The organism is Pseudarthrobacter sp. MDT3-1 (genome assembly GCF_054510755.1).
The window spans coordinates 1-20,388 of the sequence record NZ_JBTNDX010000031.1; the positions used below are offsets into that span (position 1 = coordinate 1).

A 20,388-nucleotide genomic window follows, 5' to 3' on the forward strand; every position below is an offset into this window, starting at 1 on the left:
CCTCGGTCCCCGTCGCGCAATTCCAATGCCCTTGCCAGATAAACCATGAATCAAGTCTGACAAACAATCAGACCCAAAGTAATCAACGACACGCTACACTAGCGTGGCGGTCTGGACTGATGCTGGCGGCAACAAATCCCCGCCTATCACCAGATTAGGAGCCCGCCACGCACCGATGCGGCGAATTGAGCCGATCCTGCGCCAACCCTTCGGTGCCTGCGGAATTCTTGAGGGACCACCCTCCAAAGCGGCCTGTTTTCGGGTTCAGTCTTCCGCGATTCAGTCTTCCGTGGGCGTGGTCCTGTTGGAGTGGTAGGTCCGCCACGTGTGTTCAGGCTCGTAGCCCAACAGGCGCCGGGCCTTGTCGATCGACAGCATGGTCTCGTGTTCGCCCAGTTCCTTGGTGACGGTGACGTTGGGGAACACCTCCGCGGCGAGGCTGGCGCTGGAACGCGTCATGACAGTGTCCGCGTTCGCGATGATGAATGCCTGGAACCCGGGCTGGCCGTTTTCCAGCGCACGCGCCACAGCCTGCGCGCCGTCGCGCCCGTCGATGTAGCCCCAGAGGTTCCACTTCCGCGCACAGGCGTCCGAATCGAACGACGGGAACCGTTCGTAGTCCTCAGGATCCATGACGTTGGAGAACCGCAGGCCCGCAATGCTCAGCTCCGGATCCCAGCGCGTCAGCTGGATCGCCATCTGCTCCTCGAGGTGCTTCACGAGTGAGTACGTGCTCTCCGGCCGGGCCGGGTATTCCTCATCNGATGATGCCAGGCGCCGGAATGGCTCCCAGATGGACGATTGCGTCGAAGCCGTCATGCCGGTCGTCGAGACCCAGGAACACGTCAAGGACCTGGCCATAGTTGCGCAGGTCCACGATTGCCAACCCGCGGTGCCGCTCCCCCGCCCGGTCCAGGTTCAGCACCTGGTGGCCGTCGTCGGTCAGCCTGCGGACCACATGCCGTCCCAGTTTTCCGCTGCCGCCGGTCACTGCAATTCTCATGGGGACACCCGGGCGGCCAGGAACTTTTCGACGGCGGCAATGGCACTTGTAGTGATGGCACTTGGGTCCCCGCTGCCATCCACCGAAACAACCATGCCCCGGCCGGCGTAGACCGCCACGACCTCGTGGGTTTCGCGGTGGTAGAGGTCAAGCCGGTGCCGGAACACTTCGATGGTGTCGTCCTTCCGGCCTTGTTCCTTGGCCCGCCGCAGCATCCGTTGCTCCAGTTCGGAATCCGGTGCGCGGAGTTCCACCACGGCGTCGAGGCGGTGGCCCTGGGACGCCAGTATGTTGTCCAGTTCCATGATCTGGGGAGCTGTCCTGGGGTATCCGTCCAGCAGGAAACCGGGCTGCAGATCGGCGTCGAGGAGCCGGTCCTTGACCAGGGCGTTGGTGAGATGGTCCGGGACAAAAGCGCCGTCGTCGAGATACTTGGCGGCCTCTACGCCCAGCGGCGTCTCGTGGCTGACGTTGATCCGGAAGATTTCGCCCGTGGATACGTTCGGAATGCTGAAGTGCTTGGCGATATGCACCGCTTGGGTTCCTTTCCCTGAGCCCGGCGGCCCGATGATGAGCAGTCTGGTCATGTTCCTGTCCCTCCACGGCATCCTTGCCGGCTGGTCTCGGGTCCACTGTCGGCAGCGCCAACTTGTGCTTCATTCTGCCCACAAGTCGCAGCACAACACCAGCCTCCGGGAAGGGAGCCGGAGGCTGGCGCTGGATTGGGGGGTCTAGAAGCGGGATTTGGCCAGCGGCACAGCGCCTACAGCTTGGTTTCCGGTCAGGTCGGTAACGCCGGTTGGTGGTGCCACCATTGGCTGGCCCTCTGCGGCCGCGAGCGTCGCCTGACTTCCGCTTGTCAGCTTCCCCAACGTCAGAGTCAGCGTTTTCTCTGCTCCGTTCCATGCAATCGATGAAACATTGCTGCCGCTACCGCCGAAAACAAGAGGTGCAGTGGCGGTGTACACGCCGTCCAAGGACACGCTCCCAATGCGCAGAGGTGAACATCCGGCCGCAGTCACTGTAAGAACCTTCGCAGCGCTGATTTGAATGCTGACTACATCGTTGCCGTTGATCGTGTAGCTCGCCGAATTGTTTTGCCATGCACTACAGATCGACGACGCGTTCATCGTCTCAGAGTAGGTGAGGACTAGTTTGTCTCCTGGATCGGCGATGCCAACCTTGTTCTTGTTCGCATCCGGGCCGTTGCTCAGACTGACCTTCGCTGTCGGAATCAAGTCCTTGGTAGACGTTGCCGTTCTTGGGTCACTGACGTTGCCTGCGGCATCAGTGGCAACTGCCGTGTAAGTAACGATTCCGTCCGTCAGCGTCGAGAGATTGACGCTCGTCGTCTGACTGGAGCCATCCGCCGTCAGCACGTACGAGACCGTCTGCCGTGTAGCAACAGGCAGAGCATCAGTAATAGTGACCGTTACCGATGAACCCGGCTCAGCCGTAACGCTGACCGGAACCTCAGTCACGTTGGCATTATTTACTATTGCCGGAGCGCTGATCAAGGGTGCGTCCGGCTTCGTCGTATCAGCAACGAAGACTCCCACACTGCGGGCAGACTCCGGCCCCGCCCATGAGCCGAGCACAGGTGTAACCGTGTAATACCAGGTTCCGGCAGGCAAGGCAGCTTCGCTGCAGCTCAGCGTGGTGATGGGCGTGGTAACTGTTCCCGCGCAGGTTCCGCCGGCGGCAACCTTGGCGCCGGTCGCCGCCGAGTAGCGCGCAACGGTGTAACCGGAGACAGCCCGGCCCGCCGTCGTCGAGCGAGTCAACCAACCAACGGACGCGGCACCCGCCGAGGCGGATGCTGTGGGCGCAGCCAATTCCTGGAGAGAGTCAGCCTTAGCTCCGACAGAGGTGCTGCTCAGCGTCTGCCAATAGGCGTTGGCCGCCGGGGCGCCCCAGGAAATGACGAGGGCTACAGCCGTAACGCCGGCAATGCGGGCCTGGCGATTCGGGCGGAGCAGTCGTGGCCTGGTTTCGACAGGCTCAACCACCGGCCGCCTGGGAGGGATGAGTCGGCTCATTTCCGTGCCTCCAAAGTGACGGGCAGACTGAACGTGGCGCCCTGGCAGCCTGACAACGACGCCGTGGACATGGCGGCGGCGCCCTGCAGGGTGATGAGCACGGACGAGTTCGCCGGAATACTCACTGTGGGGGCCAGCGGGGCCGCAGGATCAACGAACGTCACTCCGGTGCCAGTGGCGGGGCAGCCGGTGGGGTCGCCGACCGCCGTCGCGGCCCCATCGCCGCGGATGGCGTAGACCCGCACGGCATAACCGTTGGGGTTGTGCGCCCGGACGGCAACATCGGCGGTGCCGCCCGGGGCAAGGGTGTTCTGCGGGCTGTCGCCCGCCACGAGGGCCTCTACGGTGACGGTTGCCATGGTGCCGTTGGTGGCGGCGCCGGATCCGGCACCCACCGTGGCCCAGTAGGCGTACGCTCCGCCCACGCCCGTGGCGAGGCAGAGGGTGACGGTTGCTGCTGCAGTCTTGGCAGCCAGCCGTCGGGAGGTGGTTTTCGTTGTGCGTGTCATGTCAGTTCCCCTCTCCTGCTCCGGAGTAGGAGAGCTGGAGGGTTGCGCCCTTGCAGCCGTCCTGGTTCAGCGCCGTGTCCAGCATGGCGATTTGGGGCCACTGTGCCGAATCCTGGTTGAGCTCCTGGAGCGATTTGGACCCCACAGGAACCGTGAGCGGATAGGCCCCGCTGTAGTTGGTCACCGCGTAGTCCGCCGTTGTACAGGGGAGCCCCGCCGCAACGGCAGCCCGGGTCCGGGTGATCCCGGCAATGGTCACCGACAGGCTGGACAGTGCCAGGCTCTTGTTGTTGGGGTTGGAGAAGGAAAGATTCAGCGCAATCTTGGCGCCCGGCGTGAGCGGCTCACCGAGGTTTCCGGAAATACTGAAGGTTTTTTTGGACGACTGGACGTACAGCTGGACCACGACGCCGGCGGCTTGGCTGGCGCCGGCCGCGGTGGCGATGGTCAGGTCCGCTTTGCCGTCCGGAGTGGTGGCCGACGTCGCCACCGTCAGCGTCACGGTAGCCGTTTTGCCCGACGCGAGCGTCACCGACGCCGGTGCGAAGGCCGCCGTCGTACTGGCCGGCAGGCCCGAAACAGTGGGGGTGACGCTGCCGCTGAATCCGTTGGTGGAGGTCAGGGACACCGAATAGTTGACCGGGTCGCCCCGGTCAACCGTCCGGCTGGAGGGATTCACCTGGATGGTGACGCCCTTTGTGTTGTTGCCCTGGCTCCCGCCCTGGCTGGCCGCGAAGATAGTGCCCGCAGAAACGAGCATCACTACAAGACCCACCAGCAGCACCTTCGCTACGGTGGTGGTTCTTCGCATGACTGTGCGGAAGTACCCAGAATCATTCTGCACGTTCAGCCCTTCTGGCCTGTTCTTAATTGAGTGGGAGGAGGTGGAATTCGCCGGCGGAGAGGTTCTGCTCCTCCCCGCCGGCGAAGACTATTGTTAGAGGCTGCCAACGGTGATGGTGACGATGGCGCCCTTGCAGGCCTCCTGGTCGGTATCGGGAAGATCAGTGAAGTCCAGCCGTCCGGTGCCCACTGTGGTCCCCGACGAGTGGGCTGCCACGAGCGCGTCGTCAGTTACGGCGGTGACGGGGAACCAGACGGCAAGGCAGCCTTCTTTGTCCGTGGTCACGGTAGCGGTCAACTCCCCCACCCTGGTGCTGGTTTTCGGGTCGGCGTTGTCCGCCGTGTACGTCACCGTGCGGAAGTCTCCGGGCGTCAGTCCGCGGTCGAACGCAGCGTGCAGGGTCACCGTGCCGCCGCCTGCCGAGTTGGCAGCGTATCCTGAGCCGTCGCCGGTGGTGGTCCAGTAGGCGTAGGCGGCCCCGCCGCCGCCGGCTACCAGTGCCAGGGCACCGGCTGCTGCCAGGATCTTGTTCTTCTTGGTCATTTTGCGCATGAGAGAGACTCCTTTGGGCTGGGGGTAAAGACAGATGCTGAGACGCACAGCCATCGGGAACCACTAAGGGACCTTGCTTCCGGCTGATCGATGACGCCCATACTTCCCGGCCTCATTGGTCCCAACAACGCGTAGCAGTACTGGACTTTTGCAGACCTCCTCGGCCACGATCTCTTGGATGAGGGGCAGGGTACTCAGTTTTGGTCGACGAGGCGTGAGGTGTCCGATGCGCAAGGACTCTTCGTGCGGGCGCTCGGGAACCCGCCGCATTCCATGTAGTTTCAAGCCCAGAGGCCTCACTGCCGGATCCTCCGGCGGTGCCACCAGCACGGTAAGCAAGTAGTACTTGAGTCCTCCCCGGCCTGGCCGCCTTGTGGAGCTTCCCAAGCTCTGGCCTGTATATACTTCTGGATATCGGTTTAGCAGCAGGCCGTTGGACAGTTCGTCGATCCAGCGACCGTCGCCACCCTTTTGCCACTACGGCAGGGTTATGCGGAGGGTTACCGGTTCGTTTGACCTGAGCGAATGGCACTAAGAACCGTGGCCAGCGAGTCAACAGCAAAAACAGCTACATCAATCACCGACCACCTCCACGAAGAACTCCTCAACAGCTCCGACGTGGAGGAGTTCCTGGATGAGCTTGCCCGGGTGTCGGCCCGCACCCTTTCCGAACCCGGCGACGAAGTGCTGTGCGGCATCACTCTCCTGCGTCAGCGCAAGGCGGCCACCATTGCCAGCAGCGGCGCCGCTGCCCGCGCTGTCAGCCAGATTGAATGTCAGTCCGAGCAAAGCCCGGGCATGGCTGCCTCGCTGGAACAGGTGACGGTCCATGTTCCTGACGTGAAAGACGAAGCGCGCTGGCCCGAATACTGCGAAGCCGTCCTGGACCAAGGCATCCGGTCAGTCCTGGCCATCCCGTTTCGGCTGGAGGGGGAAACCAAAGCCACCCTGCTCCTCTACTCCCACCGGACCTCCCGCTTCGAACGCCGCGTCCTGAAAGCTGCGGAGGATTTCGTCCGCCAGACCTCCCTGGCCCTGCGGCTTGCGGTGCGTTTCGCGCATTACAGCGAGACTGCGGCGCATCTGCGTGCCACCCTCGAATCACGCACGGTGATCGACATGGCGGTGGGCATTATCATGGCCCAGAACCGGTGCAGCCAGCAGGACGCGTTCGAGCTCCTCAAAGCGGCGTCCAGCACCCGTAATTCCAAGCTGCATATCGTCGCCGCGGCCGTGGTGAGTGCGCTGGGCCAGGGGCCGGCCCGGACCCACTACGACGGCTGAACCCGGCCCCACCGCCGGCGGCCAGCGATGTGACGGCTAAGACGACCGGCGGGCGGTTTGCAGAATATGTCATTGTGACGTTTCCACCCCACCGGCCCCGTACACTGGTGGCAAAGCTGGCTGAGGGGCTTTCATGGAAACAAAACGCATCTGTCTTGTCATCGAGGACAACGACGACATCCGCGGTCTCATCACGGTGGTCCTGACCCGCGCAGGCTTTTCCGTGCGTTCGGTGGCCAACGGCGCCGAAGGAATTGCGGCGGCCGCTGAACCATCGGTTGCGCTGATCACCCTGGACCTCGGCCTGCCGGACATGGACGGACACATCGTTGCCCGGGCAATCCGCGCCTTGAGCACCGCTCCCCTGCTGTTCCTCACGGCCAGGTCCGAGGAGGACGACATCCTGGCCGGAATGGCCTCCGGCGCTGCGGCCTACCTGACCAAGCCGTTCCACCCCAAGGAACTGCAGGAGCTCGCACTGCAGCTCTGCCCGGCGGATGCCCCCGCCCGCCAGAAGCCGACGCCAGAAGCCGACGCCACAACGGCAGCCGTAAGCCGCCCGCCTCCGCTACTCCCAGCCCAGCACCGGCAAATCGAAGCGTTAGCTTGGCTGCCTACAAATGAGGCATGACTCCTCTCAAGAACAAACCACGCAAGGGCAGCCGCGTCCGGCGCGCCGTCGTCGCCGGGGCCGTGGCCCTGACGCTTTCGGCAGGCGGTGCCACGGCCTGGGCGCTGGACCGTTTTGTGGTCCAGCACGTGGAAATCTCGGACGTCTCCGCGTACCAGGCCAGCCAAGCGGGAACCAGCCAAAGCACGACGGCGGCCACCACCACTGATTCCAGCGCCACCGCCGTCACCACGGACACGTCCTACGTGTCGGACAGCTCGAACATCAGCATCTCCACGGTGACCACCGGCAGCGGCGACAGCACCGTCACCTACTACGTTGCCAACGTCGTGCTTGACGATGCCACCACCCTCCAGTCAGCCTTCGCCAACAACAGCTTCGGCGAGAACATCACCGAAACCACGTCCGCCATCGCCGAGGCCAACAACGCGGTCTTCGCCATCAACGGCGACTACTACGGCTTCCGCGACACCGGCATCGTGATCCGCAACGGCGTGGTGTTCCGCGACGACGGCGCCCGCCGGGGCCTGGCCTTCTACCGCGACGGCACCGTCAGGGTCTACGACGAAACGGCCACCACCGCCGAGCAGCTGCTGGCCGACGGCGTCTGGAACACCCTCTCCTTCGGACCGTGCCTGCTGGACAACGGCGAAGTGGCCGGGGGCGTCGAGGACGTGGAGGTGGACACCAACTTCGGCAACCACTCCATCCAGGGCGAACAGCCACGCACCGCCGTCGGCATCACCGACGAGAACCACCTGGTGTTTGTGGTGGTGGACGGCCGCAGCCCCGGTTACAGCTCCGGCGTCACCATGACCGGGCTGGCGGAAATCATGCAGGGCCTTGGCGCCACCACCGCGTACAACCTCGACGGCGGCGGCTCGTCCACCATGTACTTCAACGGCGAACTGGTCAACAACCCGCTGGGCGAAAACAAGGAACGCGGCACCTCCGACATCCTCTACATCGCGCGGTAGGGCCCGCCATGATCATCCTGATCCCGGCCTACGAGCCGGACCAGCAGCTACCGGCCCTGATCCGTTCCATCCGCGACGCCGAGCCGTGGGCCACCGTGGTGGTGGTTGATGACGGCAGCGGGCCGGAGTACAAGGCCGTGTTCGACGGCGTCAAGGCACTCGGGTGCCACGTCATCGGGTATTCCCGCAACCGGGGAAAGGGCTTCGCGCTGAAGACCGGGTTCGGGTTCATCGCCGACCACCTCCCGGACCGGAACGTGGTGTGTGCTGACAGCGACGGCCAGCACACCATCGTGGACATTCTTCGGGTTGCGGCAGCGGTGCAGCCCGGCTCTCCCGCCATGGTGCTGGGGACCCGGAACTTCACCGGCAACGTCCCGGCCCGCAGCAAATTCGGCAACAGCGCCACCCGGCTGCTGTTCAGGCTGGCCACCGGCGAGTGCATTCCCGACACCCAGACAGGCCTCTGCGGCTACCCGGCTGCTATGCTCCCGTGGCTGCGGTCCGTCCGTGGTGAGCGCTATGAATACGAACTGAACCTCCTGCTGGAAGCCAAACAGTCCGGCTATGTGATCACCACCGTGGACATCGCCACGGTCTATCTGGACCACAATTCGGGGTCCCATTTCCGGCCGGTGGCGGACTCGGTCCGCATCTATGCGCCGCTGCTGAAGTTCCTGGCGTCCTCCTTCACCGCGTTTCTCGTGGACACCGTGATGTTCCTGCTCCTGACTCTGGTGACCGACTCCCTACTGCTGGCCGTGGTGGGGGGCCCGGGCCGTGAGCTCGACGGTGAACTTCCTGGTCAACCGCGGGGTGGTGTTCCAGCACGGCCGGGACAGGCCCGCGGCCGCTGCCGGCCTGCGCTATTTCAGCCTGGTTCTTGTTCTCCTGGCCGCCAACTACGGCCTCATCTCTGCCCAGGACTCGCTCTCCGTGGCGGCACTTCCGGCGAAGATCCTGGCTGAAATCGCACTCCTGGCCGTCAGTTACGTGGTGCAGCAGCGCTTTCTCTTTCCCGGCGCACGGCCAGGGGCACCGCACGGGAGGCTGAGGATCAGGCTCTGGACCTGAGCCGCGGCCACCACCCTGGGACGTTGCGCCGGTAGTCGAGGTACTGCGCGCGAGAGGGCAGCAGCCGCGTTGCCTTAGCCGGTGGTGCCCGTCTTCTCGGCATAGGAAGTGGCCTGGTGGCGCACCTGGTCCACGTAGGAATCGGACTGGTTGTAGGAGTAGATGGCCTCAGTCCAGCCGTTCGCGGCGGTGAGGTCGCGGCCATGGGCGCATAAGTAACCGGCCGCGCTGGGGGCGGCGTCGTCGATGTTGAAGGGATCCGCATTTCCATCGCCGTTCCCGTCAAGTCCCGCAAGCTCCCAGGTGGAGGGGATGAACTGCATGGGTCCAACGGCGCGGTCCCAGCGAGCGTCGCCATCTAGGACGCCGTCGTCTGTATCAGCGATGGCTGCAAATCCGTTGCCGTCCAGGCTCGGGCCGACAATTGGTCCACTCGCCTGCCCCGCGGGAGTCAGTCTTCCGCCGCCGTAAGCTCCGTGGGCGGATTCGATGAAGCCGATCGCCGCCACCGTATTCCAGCCGATCCCACACGTCGGAGCGGAATGATTGGCCGCGCTGGCCGCACCCACGTAGGCCCGAAGCGCGCGGGCGGGTATGCCGGTTTGTGCGGCAGCCAGGATGAGCCACTCAGCGTCCGCGTTCCGAGTGATATTCACGGCAGTTGTAAGGCCGGTGGAGGACGTGTCGAATTTCGCCTCCGACCGTGGCGGAGGAGGAAGAGCCCCGCGGGCGGGCGCGCCGGACTGCCCGAGCGCCCAGAACGACACTGCGGTGATTACGCAAATCGCGAACACACAGAAAACCGCAAGGCGTTTGAGTTGGAGCACGGGTTTGATCCTATCGATCGAAATCCGCCAGGAGGAACGGCGGCTGCATGACGCCCGGAAAACAGCAGTGGAGCGCCCAGCCGGCACTCATATTCGGACCTAGGTTCCGTCACAGCACCCGCACAGTATCGCCCGGGATCGTAGAGAACAGCCCACCAACAGATTCCGGAGAATCCCGATGACTTCCCTCATTTTCATCGCCGCAGATCTCGCGGCTATCAGCATCCTCACGTTCGTCCTCTACCTCCGCCGCCACCGCCGCCGCGACCTGGTGGTCTCGTACCTGGGCATGAACGTGGGCGTCCTGGCCGTGGCCACTGCACTGTCCGGCTCCGCGGCCGGGCTTGGCCTGGGACTTGGCCTCTTCGGCGTCCTGTCCATCATCCGGCTCCGCTCCACCGAGCTGGCCCAGCACGAAGTGGCCTACTACTTCTCGGCCCTGGCGCTCGGCCTGATCGCGGGCCTCGGCATCGAGCCCATCTGGCTCACCGCCTCGCTGATGGGCCTGATCCTGCTGGTGATGTTCGTCGGCGACCACCCCCGAGTCCTGCCCGCCCACCGGCACCAGACAGTCATCCTGGACCGGGCACTGGCGGAGGACGGCGAACTGTACGCACGGCTCGAGGAAGTCCTGCAGGGCAAGGTCCACTCCGCCACTGTCCAGGAACTTGACCTGGTCAACGACAAGACCATCGTGGACGTCCGCTACGCCTACAACCCCCGCATCGTCCAGCCGGCAATTCACGCCACCATCTCAGCCATCACGACGGCGGCACCCCGGCACGCAGTACCGGCACCTCCGGTGATGCTCCCGACAGAGGAAACAGCGCCGACGTCGTCCACTCCCGTCCACGCTCCCGTCCATGCTGCCGACCCCGTCCACGCCTCGGCAGGTGCGGCATGAGCGCCCCCGCAGGCGCCGGCGTCGTCAGCAGCCTCAGCGGACTGCCGGCCGTGGGGCTGGACGAACTGAACGCCGAAGCCGCGCTGCAGACCCGGGTGGACCGCAAGTACGTGGTCCCCGAGGCGCTGGCGCAGCAGCTCCTGGCCACGTTCGACGCCGAGGTCCGGGTCCTGGAGATGGACGGCTCCCGCTGCTTCGCCTATGACTCCGTGTACTTCGATACCGCGCAGCTGGACAGCTACCTCCTTGCCGCCCACGGCCGGCGGCGCCGGTACAAGGTCCGCACCAGGACGTATGTGGACAGCGCCATCAGCTTCCTGGAGGTCAAAACCGAAGGCGCCCGCGAAGCCACCGTCAAGGAACGCATCCCCTACGAGCTCACGGACCGCGCCCGGCTGACGGCGGAAGGCCTGGACTACGTCCACGAAACCCTCGCCGCCGCGGTGGGCGGAGCGCCCGCCGGACCCCTCGGACCGGTCCTCGAAACCCGCTACCACCGCACCACGCTCTACCTGCCGGAATCCGGCAGCCGGGCCACCATCGATACCAACGTCACCTGGCACCGGCCTGGCGAGCAGGCCTGGGTGCTGGACGGCGCCGTGATCCTGGAGACCAAGTCCGGCTCGGCGCCCAGCCCGCTGGACCGGCATCTCTGGGCCCACGGGGTCCGGCCCTCCAGGATCTCCAAGTTCGCCACCGGGATGGCGGCGCTCTGCCCGGACCTCCCGGCCAACCGCTGGAACCGAACGCTCCGCCGCACCATGAGCCTCCGCCCCGCCGCCTGACCCGCCTCCCCCATTTTTTCGAAGGAACACACCATGAACCGCTTCCGCACCGCATTGTCCGTCACCGCCCTCGCCCTCGCCATTGGGCTGGCCGGCTGCTCCGCCGCCGGCACCGCTGCCGGCACCGGCACCAGCACCTCCAAATCGTCCACGACGTCCGGCACCGCACAGGCCGCGGTTTCCCTGGACACCCTCGCCGCCGACACCCACTACGACGCCGACGACCTCACCTGGGATGCGGCCGCCGAAGTAGCCGTGACCCTGGCGGACGGCGCCAGCAGCGTCGCCTCCGGAACGTCGTCGGACGCTGTAATGGTCGACGGCGACACCGTAACCATCAGCGCGGCCGGCACCTACCGCCTGAGCGGATCGCTGTCCGACGGCCAGGTGGTGGTGGCCGCCGGCGAGGAAGACGTGGTGCGCATCATCCTGGACGGCGCCGAGATCTCCAGCTCCACCGGCTCGCCGTTTGTGGTGCAGAGCGCCAACGAGGCCATCGTCTTCCTGGAGGGCGGCACGTCCAACTCGCTGAGCGACACCTCCACGTATGCGGACACCGCCGAGGACGCCCCGAACGCTGCGCTCTACTCGCAGGCGGATCTGACCATCGCCGGCACCGGCTCGCTGGGCGTTGACGGCAACTTCAACGACGGCATCTCCTCCAAGGACGGCCTGGTGCTGGCCTCCGGCAACGTCACCGTGAACGCCACCGACGACGGAATCGCGGGCAAGGACTACGCAGTCCTGCTCGACGGCGCCTACCAGGTCACCGCCGGCGACCACGGCTTCAAGTCGGACAACGAGGAGGACGAAGGCCGCGGCTGGGTCCTCATCAACGGCGGCACCCTGAACGTCAGCGCGGTAGACGACGGCGTGAACGCCTCGGGCGGGGCCTCCACCTCTGCCGCCTCCGGAGGCGGGATGGGCGGGGGCGGCGGCGAGATGGCCGTAGGCGACTACACGGTGGACATCACCGGCGGCTCGCTGACCATCAACGCGCAGGGCGACGGCCTGGACTCCAACGGCAACGCCAGCATCTCCGGCGGCACCGTGGTGGTCAACGGCCCCACCAACTCCGGCAACGGGGCGCTGGACGTCAACGGCGAGCTGACCGTCACCGGCGGCACCGTGGCGGCGGCCGGCAGCGTGGGCATGGTGGTCACCCCGGGCACTTCCTCGACGCAGTCCGGCGTGCAGGTCACGCTCGGCTCGGCCGTTCCGGCGGGCACCGTAGTGCAGATCGCCGATTCCGCGGGCAACGTGGTCAGTGCGTTCGTGACCACCAAAACCACTGCGTCCTTGGTGTTCTCCTCCGCCGCGATCACTGAGGGCGAGACGTACACCGTCTACACAGGCGGCACGGCCACGGTCAGCGCCGGGGTGGGCGAAGGTTCCCTGGACGGCGCCGATCAGGTGGGCACCGTGACGGCCGGCGGGTACACCGCATCCGAGGGCCTGGGCGGCGGAGGCGGCTTCGGCGCCCGCCACTAACCGCCCCCCACCCCATTCAGACGCTCTCTCACTTAACGCAGGTTTTTGACCAACGCTCTCTCACTTTTTTCAAGAAAGTGAGCGAGCGTTGCGAATTAAGTGGCGTTAGGTGAGAGAGCGTCCGGGGGTGGGGAGGGGGCCGCGTTTTTTGGGTCCTGTGAGCTTTCCGGTTATCGGCGCATACTTGAACGCACAGGCCACGCCGTGGGAGGACACCATGAAGTTTCTCGGAGCACTGATTGTCATCTGGCTGATCATCGGAGGAATCGCCGCCTGGCAGCGCGGCTATTTCGGCGGGGCTCCAGGGTCCTGCGCCGCGGCGGGAACGGTGGCCGTGACCATCGTCGCCGGGCCCTTGAACTACCTGGGGGTCAACCCGCAGATCAACTGCGAGCTGCCCCAACCCACCCAGTAGCGCCACATTCTTGGTGCCCCGGCGGGCGGTCCCTAGAGTAGGGAATGCCGGGCGCTGGCTTTTGCTTGCGCCCGAAACTGATCCCGAAGCTTCGAAAGGACCTCCGAGATGGCATTCGTCACCGTTGGAACCGAGAACAGCACCGATATCGAGCTCTACTACGAAGACCACGGGAGCGGCCAGCCCGTTGTCCTGATCCACGGCTACCCGCTGGACGGATCCTCCTGGGAAAAGCAGACCACCGCCCTCCTGGAGGCCGGCTACCGCGTGATCACCTACGACCGCCGCGGCTTCGGCAAGTCCAGCAAGACCACCAGCGGCTACGACTACGACACGTTCGCCGCCGACCTCAAAGCCCTCCTGGAATCGCTGGACGTCAACAAGGCCGTGCTGGTGGGCTTCTCCATGGGTACCGGCGAGGTTGCCCGTTACTTGAGCACGTATGGCTCGGTCCGGGTGGCCCGCGCAGCCTTCCTCGGATCCTTGGAGCCGTTCCTGCTGAAGACGGAAGACAACCCGGAAGGCGTACCGCAGGACGTTTTTGACGGGCTCACCGAAGCCGTCACCGCGGACCGGTACGCGTTCTTCACGGAATTCTTCAAGAACTTCTACAACTCGGACACGTTCCTGGGCACGCCGCGGCTCAGCCAGGAAGTCCTGGACGCCAGCTGGAAAATCGCCGCAGGAGCCGGCGCCACCGCATCAGTCGCCGCGCAGCCCACCTGGCTGACCGACTTCCGCGGCGACATCCCCCGGATCGATGTCCCCGTGCTGATTGTCCATGGCACCGAGGACAACATCCTCCCCATCGACGTCACCGGCCGCCGGTTCGCGAAGGCCCTGCCGTCGGCGGAGTATGTGGAGATCGACGGCGCCCCGCACGGGCTGCTGTGGACGCACGCCGCGGAAGTCAACGAAGCCCTGCTCGCCTTCTTGAAGAAGCAGACCGGGTATCAAAAAAGAGTGGAAGGGCCAGGCGTTTCGCCTGGCCCTTCCACTCTTAAGGCTTAGTCAGCTCAAGCCCTGGCGGCCTTGCCCGGCAGCGCCAGCTTGAAGACCTTCGCCCAGGACGATCCCACCTGCTTCAGCAGCGGACCTGTGGTGTACTTCAGGCCGTAGCGCTGGCAGATCTCGCGGACCCGCGGAGCAACCTCGGCGTACCGGTTGGAAGGCAGGTCCGGGAAGAGGTGGTGCTCGATCTGGTGCGACAGGTTGCCGGTCATCAGGTGCATGAACCTGGAACCGGAGATGTTGGCGGAGCCGATCATCTGGCGGACGTACCAGTCGCCGCGGGTTTCGCCTTCCACCATTTCCTCGGTGAAGGTGTCCGCGCCTTCCGGGAAGTGGCCGCAGAAGATCACGGCGTGTGCCCACACGTTGCGGACGGCGTTGGCGGTCAGGGTGCCGTAGAGGGCCTGCTTGCCGGAACCGGTGAGCATGGCGACTGCGGGAGTAGCGGCGTAGTCCTTGGTGAACTGGGTGACCACCTTGCGGCCCAGTGCTTTGAGGTCCTTGTGCAGCGCTTCCTTGGACTTCTTGCCTGCCTGGTACTCAGCAAGCTCGAGGTCGTAGATGGCGATACCCCATTCGAAGACAGGAGCCAGGATGGCGTTGTACAGCGGGTTGCCCAGGTTATGAGGCTTCCACGGCTGGCTCTCGTCCATCCGCAGGAGGTTGTATCCGACGTCGTTGTCCTTGCCCACCACGTTGGTCCAGCGGTGGTGAAGGTCATTGTGGCTGTGCTGCCAGGAGCGCGCCGGGGTAACGAAGTCCCATTCCCAGGTGGTGGAGTGGATGTCGGGGTCCCGCATCCAGTCCCACTGCCCGTGCAGGATGTTGTGGCCGAGCTCCATGTTTTCCAGGATTTTGGCCAGGCTCAGCAGTGTGGTGCCGGTGACCCAGGCGGCCTTGTTCTTGCTGACCAGCAGTGCCGCGCGGCCGGAGATCTCCAGCCCGCGCTGGATCTTGATCATGCGTCGGATGTAGGCGGCGTCGGAGGCGCCGCGCTTGGCCAGGATTTCGTCGCGGATCGCGTCGAGTTCGCGGCCCAGCTCAGCTACCTGTTCGTCGCTAAGGTGCGCTGCGGCAGGAGGGCGGACCAAGGGGCTGCCGGACTCGGCCAGCGCTCCGGGTCGCGTCTTTGCCGCTCCGGTGGGGGCGGTCTTGCCTTCGGAAACTTTCTTGCTTTCTGAAACTACTGACATGCGGTATTGCTCCTCAGAGTTCGAGGTTGACGGGTCCGGCGGCTGCCGAGACACACGTTTGGATTAGTTGGCCGGGTTCGCCGTGGACCTCGTTGGTGCGAAGGTCACGCACCTGTCCGGCCAGGAGCGGAGTCAGGCAACTGTGGCAGATTCCCATCCGGCAGCCGCTGGGCATCAGCACCCCGGCGTCTTCGCCGACGTCGAGCAGCGGAGTATCGCCGTCGGCGTCAACTTCCCGGTCCGACGCCTCAAAGGTGACCAGGCCGCCGTCGTGCCCTACACCCCCGGCGAAGGTGGTGTTGAACCGTTCAATCATCAGGTTGCCGGGATCGCCGGGGAGCGCAACATCGGACCCGGGCGCGCCGGCGGTGAGGGACGCCTGCTTCCACAGGGCCTCGGCGTCGTCCAGGAAACTGTCCGGGCCGCACGCGTAAGCGGCCCGTTCCTTCCAGTCCGGGCAGATCTCATCGAGCTCGGCCGTGTTGGTCAGGTCCATCCGGCCCTGTTCGCCGGTGTACCAGTGGGCCAGCCGGAAGTTGGGGAACTGGTCAGCCAGTTCGGCGAGTTCCTCGCGGAAGAGGCTGTCGCCGGGCGTGCGGGCGGAGTGCACCAGGACGACGTCGGCATCCGGGCGGCGGGGAACAAGGGTGCGGATCATGGACATCACCGGAGTGATGCCGCTGCCCGCGGTGACCATCAGGAGCGGCCTGGGGTGCTCGGGCAGGACGAAGTCGCCTTGCGGCGGTGCCAGGAACAGGACGTCACCGGGTTTGGTGGTCCGGACCAGGGTTCCTGAAACAGCGCCGACGTCGGTGACGGTGATGGCGGGGTCCTTGCCTGCGGGGGCGCTCAGGGAGTAGGAGCGCCAGTGGCGGACGCCGTCCAGCTCAACGCCGATGCGCGCCCACTGGCCGGCCAGGTGCGAATGCCAGCCGCGGCCGGGACGGAAGAAGATGGTGGCCGACTGCGCCGTTTCCTGGACCACACGGGTCACCACTCCTCGCAGCTGGCGCGCGGAGAAGACAGGGTTGAAGAGCGCCAGAATGTCTTCCGGCGCCAATGGTGTGGTCAGTACGGAAGCCGCCTGTGCCAGCTGACGTAGCCGGATCATGCAGTAAAACCTAAAGCGGCGCGAGCCATATTTCTCTCTCCTGACCGTTCCGCAGTCACGCAGTCATAATGGGGCGCTTAGCCCCCAAAGCCCGCTACAAGCCTAACGGCTGTGGCTAATGGATGGTTCCTTGAGCAATATTAGTAAGGATGCTGACTAATTTCCACTGCAGGTCACGGGAATGGGCCGGACCGATGGCGGGGGACGGTTGTCAGCGGCTGTCCCGGTCTTCGAATTCCTCGTCCAGGTCCAGGTGCCTGAACTCCGTCTCCGGGTTCGGTTCGCCCTCGGCCACGTACTCATAGTCCAGTTGCCGCTGCACCTGGCTGTCCAGAACCTGCAGCTCCCGGTCCGGGATGCTGGAAAGATCATCCGGGAACTCGTCTTCCGGTGTCAGGTGTAGTTTTTCGGACATGGTGAGCCTCTCTAGGCCGTGAGGAATAACCGGGCCTCAATGGCCCGCACCTTCTCAGGATATTCCCTTCCGGGCGAATCACCCAGCGGAATCGGCTCCGGATCAGGAACGGGCCGGGGTCCAGCCGACGGCGGGCGCTATGTGCTGGGCGATGTTCCCCAGCATTTTGGCATTGAAGTCAACGCCCAGCTGGTTGGGCACTGTCACCAGCAGCGTGTCCGCGGCCTGGACCGCGGCGTCGGCCGCCAACTGTTCGGCAAGGACATCCGGGGCGCCCGCATAGGTCTTGCCAAAGCGTGCCATAAAGCCGTCGATGACGCCCACCTGATCCCGGCTGTCCCGCAGCGCGCTGCCCGCAAAATATCTGCTGTCCTCGTCGTCCACGATTGGCAGGATGCTCCGGCTGACAGAGACCCGTGGCTGGTGGCTGTGTCCTGCCGCGGCCCAGGCCTCCCGGAAGAGTTGGATTTGCTCCGCCTGCAGCTGGTCGAAGGGGACGCCGGTGTCCTCGGTGAGCAGGGTGGAGCTCATCAGGTTCATGCCCAGGCCGGCGGCCCACACGGCGGTGTTGCGGCTTCCGGCGCCCCACCAGATCCGCTCTGTGAGGCCCGGCGACTGCGGCTGGACCGGCAACAGGCCAATGGCTCCGCCGGCGTAGCGCGGGTCCGCCTCGGCCACGCCGGCGCCGCTGATGGCGTGCCGGAACTGGGCTGTGTGCCGGCGGGCCATGTCTGCGGCGGTCTCCCCTTCGGCCGGTTGGTGGCCGAAGGCGGCGGCCCCGTTCCGGGCGGGCTCGGGTGAACCACGGCTGATGCCCAGTTGCAGCCTGCCGCCGCTGATCAGATCCGTGGCCGCGGCTTCCTCGGCCAGGTACAGCGGATTTTCGTACCGCATGTCGATCACGCCGGTGCCGATCTCTATCCGGCTGGTCCGGGCGGCGATGGCTGCCAGCAGAGGGAAGGGGGAGGCCTGCTGACGGGCGAAGTGGTGCACGCGGAAGAAGGCGCCGTCGATTCCGAGTTCCTCGGCCGCCACGGCCAGCTCAATGCCCTGGCGCAGGGCCTCGCCGGCGGTTCTGGTGCGGGAGCCCTGGCCGGGGCCCCAGTGGCCGAAAGAGAGGAATCCGAGGCGTTGCATGTATGGCCCAACCTCCCCGCGGCCGGCCGCATTCCCGGCTGGCATGATGAGCCTGTGAGTATTCCTGCTGAAACCGTGGCGATCGCCAAAACCACTGTGCTGTTCGTCCTGGCCGCCGTTGCCGAGATCGGCGGCGCGTGGCTCGTGTGGCAGTCAGTCCGCGAGGGCAAGGACTGGTGGTGGGCAGGGCTGGGTGTGATTGCCCTGGGCCTCTACGGTTTTGTGGCCACCCTGCAGCCGGATGCCCATTTCGGCCGGATCCTTGCCGCTTACGGCGGAGTGTTTGTGGCCGGGTCGCTGGCGTGGGGAATGATCTTCGACGGTTTCCGGCCGGACCGGTGGGACATCGCAGGCTCCGTCATCTGCCTGGTCGGCGTGGCTGTCATCATGTTTGCCCCGCGAAACGCGGGCTGACCCTGGGGACGTGACAGCGTTCGGAAACGCCCAGCGGAGGTAGCCCGTACCCGCGGTTGGGAGCACAATTGATCCATCCTTTGGATGTGGATGGTGATCAGCGATGGCCACAATAATTGTGGTGGGGTCCGCCCTTTTTCTGCTCCTTGGCCTGCTGGTGGTGGTGCTGTGGGGAGGCCGCAGCATCCGTGAGCCATCCGCCTCACGACGCCACCCCTCCACGGGCACCGGCGGGCAAGAGTTCCGGACTGACGTGAAACTGAGCGCGCTGCGCCGGTTCTTCTGGTGGGCCAACGTAGTGTCCTTTTCCGCACTGGTCTCGGCGTTGCTTGCCGCCTGGCCCGGCGGGCGGCTGGTCATGCGCATTTTGGCGGACACATCCCCCGCTTCCGCACAGGGCCGGCTAACGGAGGCCCAGGCATTCGTGGGAATTCCCAGCGTTGGGGGGACCATGGCCCTGCTGTTCTTCGGTGGCCTGCCGGCCGGCTTCCTTGCCGCGATCCTGTTCCCCCTCGTGCGCCGCTGGCTTCCACGCGGACGTCTCGCCGGACCGCTGTTCGGTTTGCTCCTCCTCGTGTGGGTAGGGTCCTTGATGGATCCCCTGCGCGCGGACAACATCGATTTCAACATCGTTGGACCCGGCTGGCTGTCGGTGGCACTGTATGCCGGACTTGCCCTCCTTCACGGCGCCGTCGTCGCTGCGGCGGCGGGTTGGTGGAGTGAGCGCCTTCCGCTGTGGGGCCCCGAAGCGGCTAAATTCTATGTTCCGTTGCTCGCTGGTGCCATCTTGTTTCCACCGTTCGCAGTCCTCGTCGTCATTGGGACCCTCCTCTTGTTCCTCTGGCTGAGCGTCATTCCGGTTTCCTGGCTGAGATCCGCGCGGCCCCGCCGGACAGTGCCGGCTTGGGTGGGCGCCGGGGCGATAGTGCTGATCAGTGCCGCCGCGCTTCCTGTTTTCATCAGCGCCGTGGTTTCCATCTCGTCCAGGACCGGCTGACGCCAACGGCTAAACTGGCCCCGTGCCCAGCAACCAGACGCCGCCCAACGACCCCGTGCCGCCGTCGCGCGGAAAGATGGCCGAACGGCTGCTGCCCGGCGGCACCGAGCCGGACCCGCGCTTTACGCTGGCCAATGAACGAACCTTCCTCGCTTGGATCCGCACGGCGCTGGCGCTTCTGGCCGGCGGCATCGCCATCGAGGCCTTCACCTCGGACCTGTTCCTGGAACCGGTCCGAAAGAGCCTGGCGGTACTGCTCCTGCTCCTGGGCATGCTGCTGAGCGCCGGCGCCGCAGGGCGCTGGATCCGCGTCGAACGGAGCATGCGCAACAAAACTCCACTCCCGCTGCCGCTCATTGTGCCGCTGCTGGCCGGCGCAGGAGCGCTGGCTGCCGCCGTCGTCCTCGTCTTTATCCTCTGGCGTTAGCCAGGTGGTCCGCACCAGGCTTCCGGACCCCGGGCCGCACGGGGATCCCGGGCTCCAGCCCGAGCGGACCACGCTGGCGTGGGGCCGGACCATGATGGCGCTGGTGACGGTCAGCGCCATCTTCCTGCGCTGGCTGCCCCACCACGGCTTCCCCATCCTGCTGCTTTTCGCCGTATCCGCGGCCGCAGCGGCGGCCATCTACCTGACTCAGCGCCGGCGGTACGGCGCCAGCGCGCGGGGAATTTCGCGCGAAAGGGTCGACGCCGATACGTCCGCGGTGCTCTGGACCGCCTTTGCGGGTGTTGCGCTGGGCGCGCTCGGCATCGGCGTGGTGCTGGCCGGCTGATT

At 65.5% G+C, this 20,388-nt stretch carries 23 protein-coding genes and 2 pseudogenes; 14 read left to right on the plus strand and 11 right to left on the minus strand.

Annotation, left to right across the window (positions count from 1 at the left end; translation table 11 throughout):
• Nucleotides 1–279: 279 nt before the first annotated feature.
• The 6 genes and pseudogenes from ACX80X_RS18300 to ACX80X_RS18325 form a co-directional block, all read right to left on the minus strand.
• A pseudogene (locus ACX80X_RS18300) lies at nucleotides 280–1,003 on the minus strand (NAD-dependent epimerase/dehydratase family protein).
• Complete coding sequence (locus tag ACX80X_RS18305; RefSeq protein WP_252600276.1) at nucleotides 1,000–1,590, minus strand: adenylate kinase; 591 nt, start codon at nucleotides 1,588–1,590, stop codon at nucleotides 1,000–1,002. The pseudogene ACX80X_RS18300 and the gene ACX80X_RS18305 overlap by 4 nt, the downstream one beginning before the upstream one ends.
• 144 nt (nucleotides 1,591–1,734) lie before the next feature.
• Nucleotides 1,735–3,042, minus strand: a complete 1,308-nt coding sequence (locus ACX80X_RS18310) for an Ig-like domain-containing protein (protein ID WP_252600275.1) — start codon at nucleotides 3,040–3,042, stop codon at nucleotides 1,735–1,737.
• Nucleotides 3,039–3,551, minus strand: coding sequence for a hypothetical protein (locus ACX80X_RS18315; RefSeq protein WP_252600274.1), 513 nt, complete (start codon nucleotides 3,549–3,551; stop codon nucleotides 3,039–3,041). Before ACX80X_RS18315 ends, ACX80X_RS18310 begins: the two co-directional genes overlap by 4 nt.
• A 1-nt stretch (nucleotide 3,552) precedes the next feature.
• Complete coding sequence (locus ACX80X_RS18320; RefSeq protein ID WP_252600273.1) at nucleotides 3,553–4,395, minus strand: hypothetical protein; 843 nt, start codon at nucleotides 4,393–4,395, stop codon at nucleotides 3,553–3,555.
• A 93-nt stretch (nucleotides 4,396–4,488) separates the two neighbouring features.
• Nucleotides 4,489–4,947 (minus strand): hypothetical protein, encoded by a 459-nt coding sequence (locus ACX80X_RS18325; protein ID WP_459312976.1) that lies wholly within the window; start codon nucleotides 4,945–4,947, stop codon nucleotides 4,489–4,491.
• Nucleotides 4,948–5,487: 540 nt separating this feature from the next.
• Here ACX80X_RS18325 and ACX80X_RS18330 point away from each other — a divergent pair.
• The 5 genes and pseudogenes from ACX80X_RS18330 (at nucleotide 5,488) to ACX80X_RS18350 (ending at nucleotide 8,913) form a co-directional block, all read left to right on the plus strand.
• Nucleotides 5,488–6,231 carry an ANTAR domain-containing protein gene (locus ACX80X_RS18330; RefSeq protein WP_252600349.1) on the plus strand — a complete coding sequence of 248 codons (744 nt, stop codon included), beginning with the start codon at nucleotides 5,488–5,490 and terminating at the stop codon, nucleotides 6,229–6,231.
• Nucleotides 6,232–6,364: 133 nt separating this feature from the next.
• On the plus strand, nucleotides 6,365–6,862 hold the full coding sequence (locus ACX80X_RS18335) for a response regulator transcription factor (protein ID WP_459312978.1): 498 nt from the start codon (nucleotides 6,365–6,367) through the stop codon (nucleotides 6,860–6,862).
• On the plus strand, nucleotides 6,859–7,839 hold the full coding sequence (locus ACX80X_RS18340; RefSeq protein WP_459312980.1) for a phosphodiester glycosidase family protein: 981 nt from the start codon (nucleotides 6,859–6,861) through the stop codon (nucleotides 7,837–7,839). Before ACX80X_RS18335 ends, ACX80X_RS18340 begins: the two co-directional genes overlap by 4 nt.
• A gap of 8 nt (nucleotides 7,840–7,847) precedes the next feature.
• Nucleotides 7,848–8,165 (plus strand): annotated as a pseudogene (locus ACX80X_RS18345) (glycosyltransferase); the annotation flags it as partial.
• Between the two features lie 493 nt (nucleotides 8,166–8,658).
• Nucleotides 8,659–8,913 (plus strand): GtrA domain-containing protein, encoded by a 255-nt coding sequence (locus tag ACX80X_RS18350; RefSeq protein WP_459312982.1) that lies wholly within the window; start codon nucleotides 8,659–8,661, stop codon nucleotides 8,911–8,913.
• Nucleotides 8,914–8,987: 74 nt separating this feature from the next.
• Here the strand turns inward: ACX80X_RS18350 and ACX80X_RS18355 are convergent, their stop codons facing one another.
• Nucleotides 8,988–9,569 (minus strand): lytic transglycosylase domain-containing protein, encoded by a 582-nt coding sequence (locus tag ACX80X_RS18355; RefSeq protein ID WP_459312984.1) that lies wholly within the window; start codon nucleotides 9,567–9,569, stop codon nucleotides 8,988–8,990.
• Between the two features lie 349 nt (nucleotides 9,570–9,918).
• Between ACX80X_RS18355 and ACX80X_RS18360 the strand changes: the two genes are divergently transcribed.
• From ACX80X_RS18360 to ACX80X_RS18380, 5 genes are all read left to right on the plus strand, one after another.
• Nucleotides 9,919–10,644 carry a DUF4956 domain-containing protein gene (locus ACX80X_RS18360; protein ID WP_252600267.1) on the plus strand — a complete coding sequence of 242 codons (726 nt, stop codon included), beginning with the start codon at nucleotides 9,919–9,921 and terminating at the stop codon, nucleotides 10,642–10,644.
• Nucleotides 10,641–11,429, plus strand: coding sequence for a polyphosphate polymerase domain-containing protein (locus ACX80X_RS18365; RefSeq protein WP_459312986.1), 789 nt, complete (start codon nucleotides 10,641–10,643; stop codon nucleotides 11,427–11,429). Before ACX80X_RS18360 ends, ACX80X_RS18365 begins: the two co-directional genes overlap by 4 nt.
• Nucleotides 11,430–11,462: 33 nt before the next feature.
• Nucleotides 11,463–12,920 carry a carbohydrate-binding domain-containing protein gene (locus ACX80X_RS18370; protein WP_459312988.1) on the plus strand — a complete coding sequence of 486 codons (1,458 nt, stop codon included), beginning with the start codon at nucleotides 11,463–11,465 and terminating at the stop codon, nucleotides 12,918–12,920.
• 217 nt (nucleotides 12,921–13,137) lie between these two features.
• A complete protein-coding gene (locus tag ACX80X_RS18375) occupies nucleotides 13,138–13,335 on the plus strand; it encodes a hypothetical protein (protein ID WP_058931260.1) in 198 nt (65 codons plus the stop codon).
• Between the two features lie 108 nt (nucleotides 13,336–13,443).
• Nucleotides 13,444–14,346 (plus strand): alpha/beta fold hydrolase, encoded by a 903-nt coding sequence (locus tag ACX80X_RS18380; RefSeq protein ID WP_459312990.1) that lies wholly within the window; start codon nucleotides 13,444–13,446, stop codon nucleotides 14,344–14,346.
• 5 nt (nucleotides 14,347–14,351) lie between these two features.
• Here the strand turns inward: ACX80X_RS18380 and ACX80X_RS18385 are convergent, their stop codons facing one another.
• The 4 genes from ACX80X_RS18385 to ACX80X_RS18400 all read right to left on the minus strand — a co-directional run bounded on the left by ACX80X_RS18385 (nucleotide 14,352) and on the right by ACX80X_RS18400 (nucleotide 18,202).
• Nucleotides 14,352–15,539, minus strand: a complete 1,188-nt coding sequence (locus ACX80X_RS18385) for a fatty acid desaturase family protein (protein ID WP_252570460.1) — start codon at nucleotides 15,537–15,539, stop codon at nucleotides 14,352–14,354.
• Between the two features lie 13 nt (nucleotides 15,540–15,552).
• A complete protein-coding gene (locus ACX80X_RS18390; protein ID WP_252570462.1) occupies nucleotides 15,553–16,650 on the minus strand; it encodes a ferredoxin reductase in 1,098 nt (365 codons plus the stop codon).
• A gap of 211 nt (nucleotides 16,651–16,861) precedes the next feature.
• On the minus strand, nucleotides 16,862–17,065 hold the full coding sequence (locus tag ACX80X_RS18395) for a hypothetical protein (protein WP_252609718.1): 204 nt from the start codon (nucleotides 17,063–17,065) through the stop codon (nucleotides 16,862–16,864).
• Nucleotides 17,066–17,167: 102 nt separating this feature from the next.
• Complete coding sequence (locus ACX80X_RS18400) at nucleotides 17,168–18,202, minus strand: LLM class flavin-dependent oxidoreductase (RefSeq protein WP_252600264.1); 1,035 nt, start codon at nucleotides 18,200–18,202, stop codon at nucleotides 17,168–17,170.
• 75 nt (nucleotides 18,203–18,277) lie between these two features.
• Between ACX80X_RS18400 and ACX80X_RS18405 the strand changes: the two genes are divergently transcribed.
• The 4 genes from ACX80X_RS18405 to ACX80X_RS18420 all read left to right on the plus strand — a co-directional run bounded on the left by ACX80X_RS18405 (nucleotide 18,278) and on the right by ACX80X_RS18420 (nucleotide 20,386).
• Complete coding sequence (locus ACX80X_RS18405; protein ID WP_252600348.1) at nucleotides 18,278–18,616, plus strand: YnfA family protein; 339 nt, start codon at nucleotides 18,278–18,280, stop codon at nucleotides 18,614–18,616.
• A 103-nt stretch (nucleotides 18,617–18,719) separates the two neighbouring features.
• Nucleotides 18,720–19,613, plus strand: a complete 894-nt coding sequence (locus ACX80X_RS18410; protein WP_459312993.1) for a hypothetical protein — start codon at nucleotides 18,720–18,722, stop codon at nucleotides 19,611–19,613.
• Nucleotides 19,614–19,689: 76 nt separating this feature from the next.
• Nucleotides 19,690–20,040 carry a YidH family protein gene (locus ACX80X_RS18415; RefSeq protein ID WP_256470998.1) on the plus strand — a complete coding sequence of 117 codons (351 nt, stop codon included), beginning with the start codon at nucleotides 19,690–19,692 and terminating at the stop codon, nucleotides 20,038–20,040.
• Nucleotides 20,041–20,044: 4 nt separating this feature from the next.
• Nucleotides 20,045–20,386, plus strand: coding sequence for a DUF202 domain-containing protein (locus ACX80X_RS18420; protein ID WP_252609711.1), 342 nt, complete (start codon nucleotides 20,045–20,047; stop codon nucleotides 20,384–20,386).
• The last annotated feature ends 2 nt before the right edge of the window (nucleotides 20,387–20,388 follow it).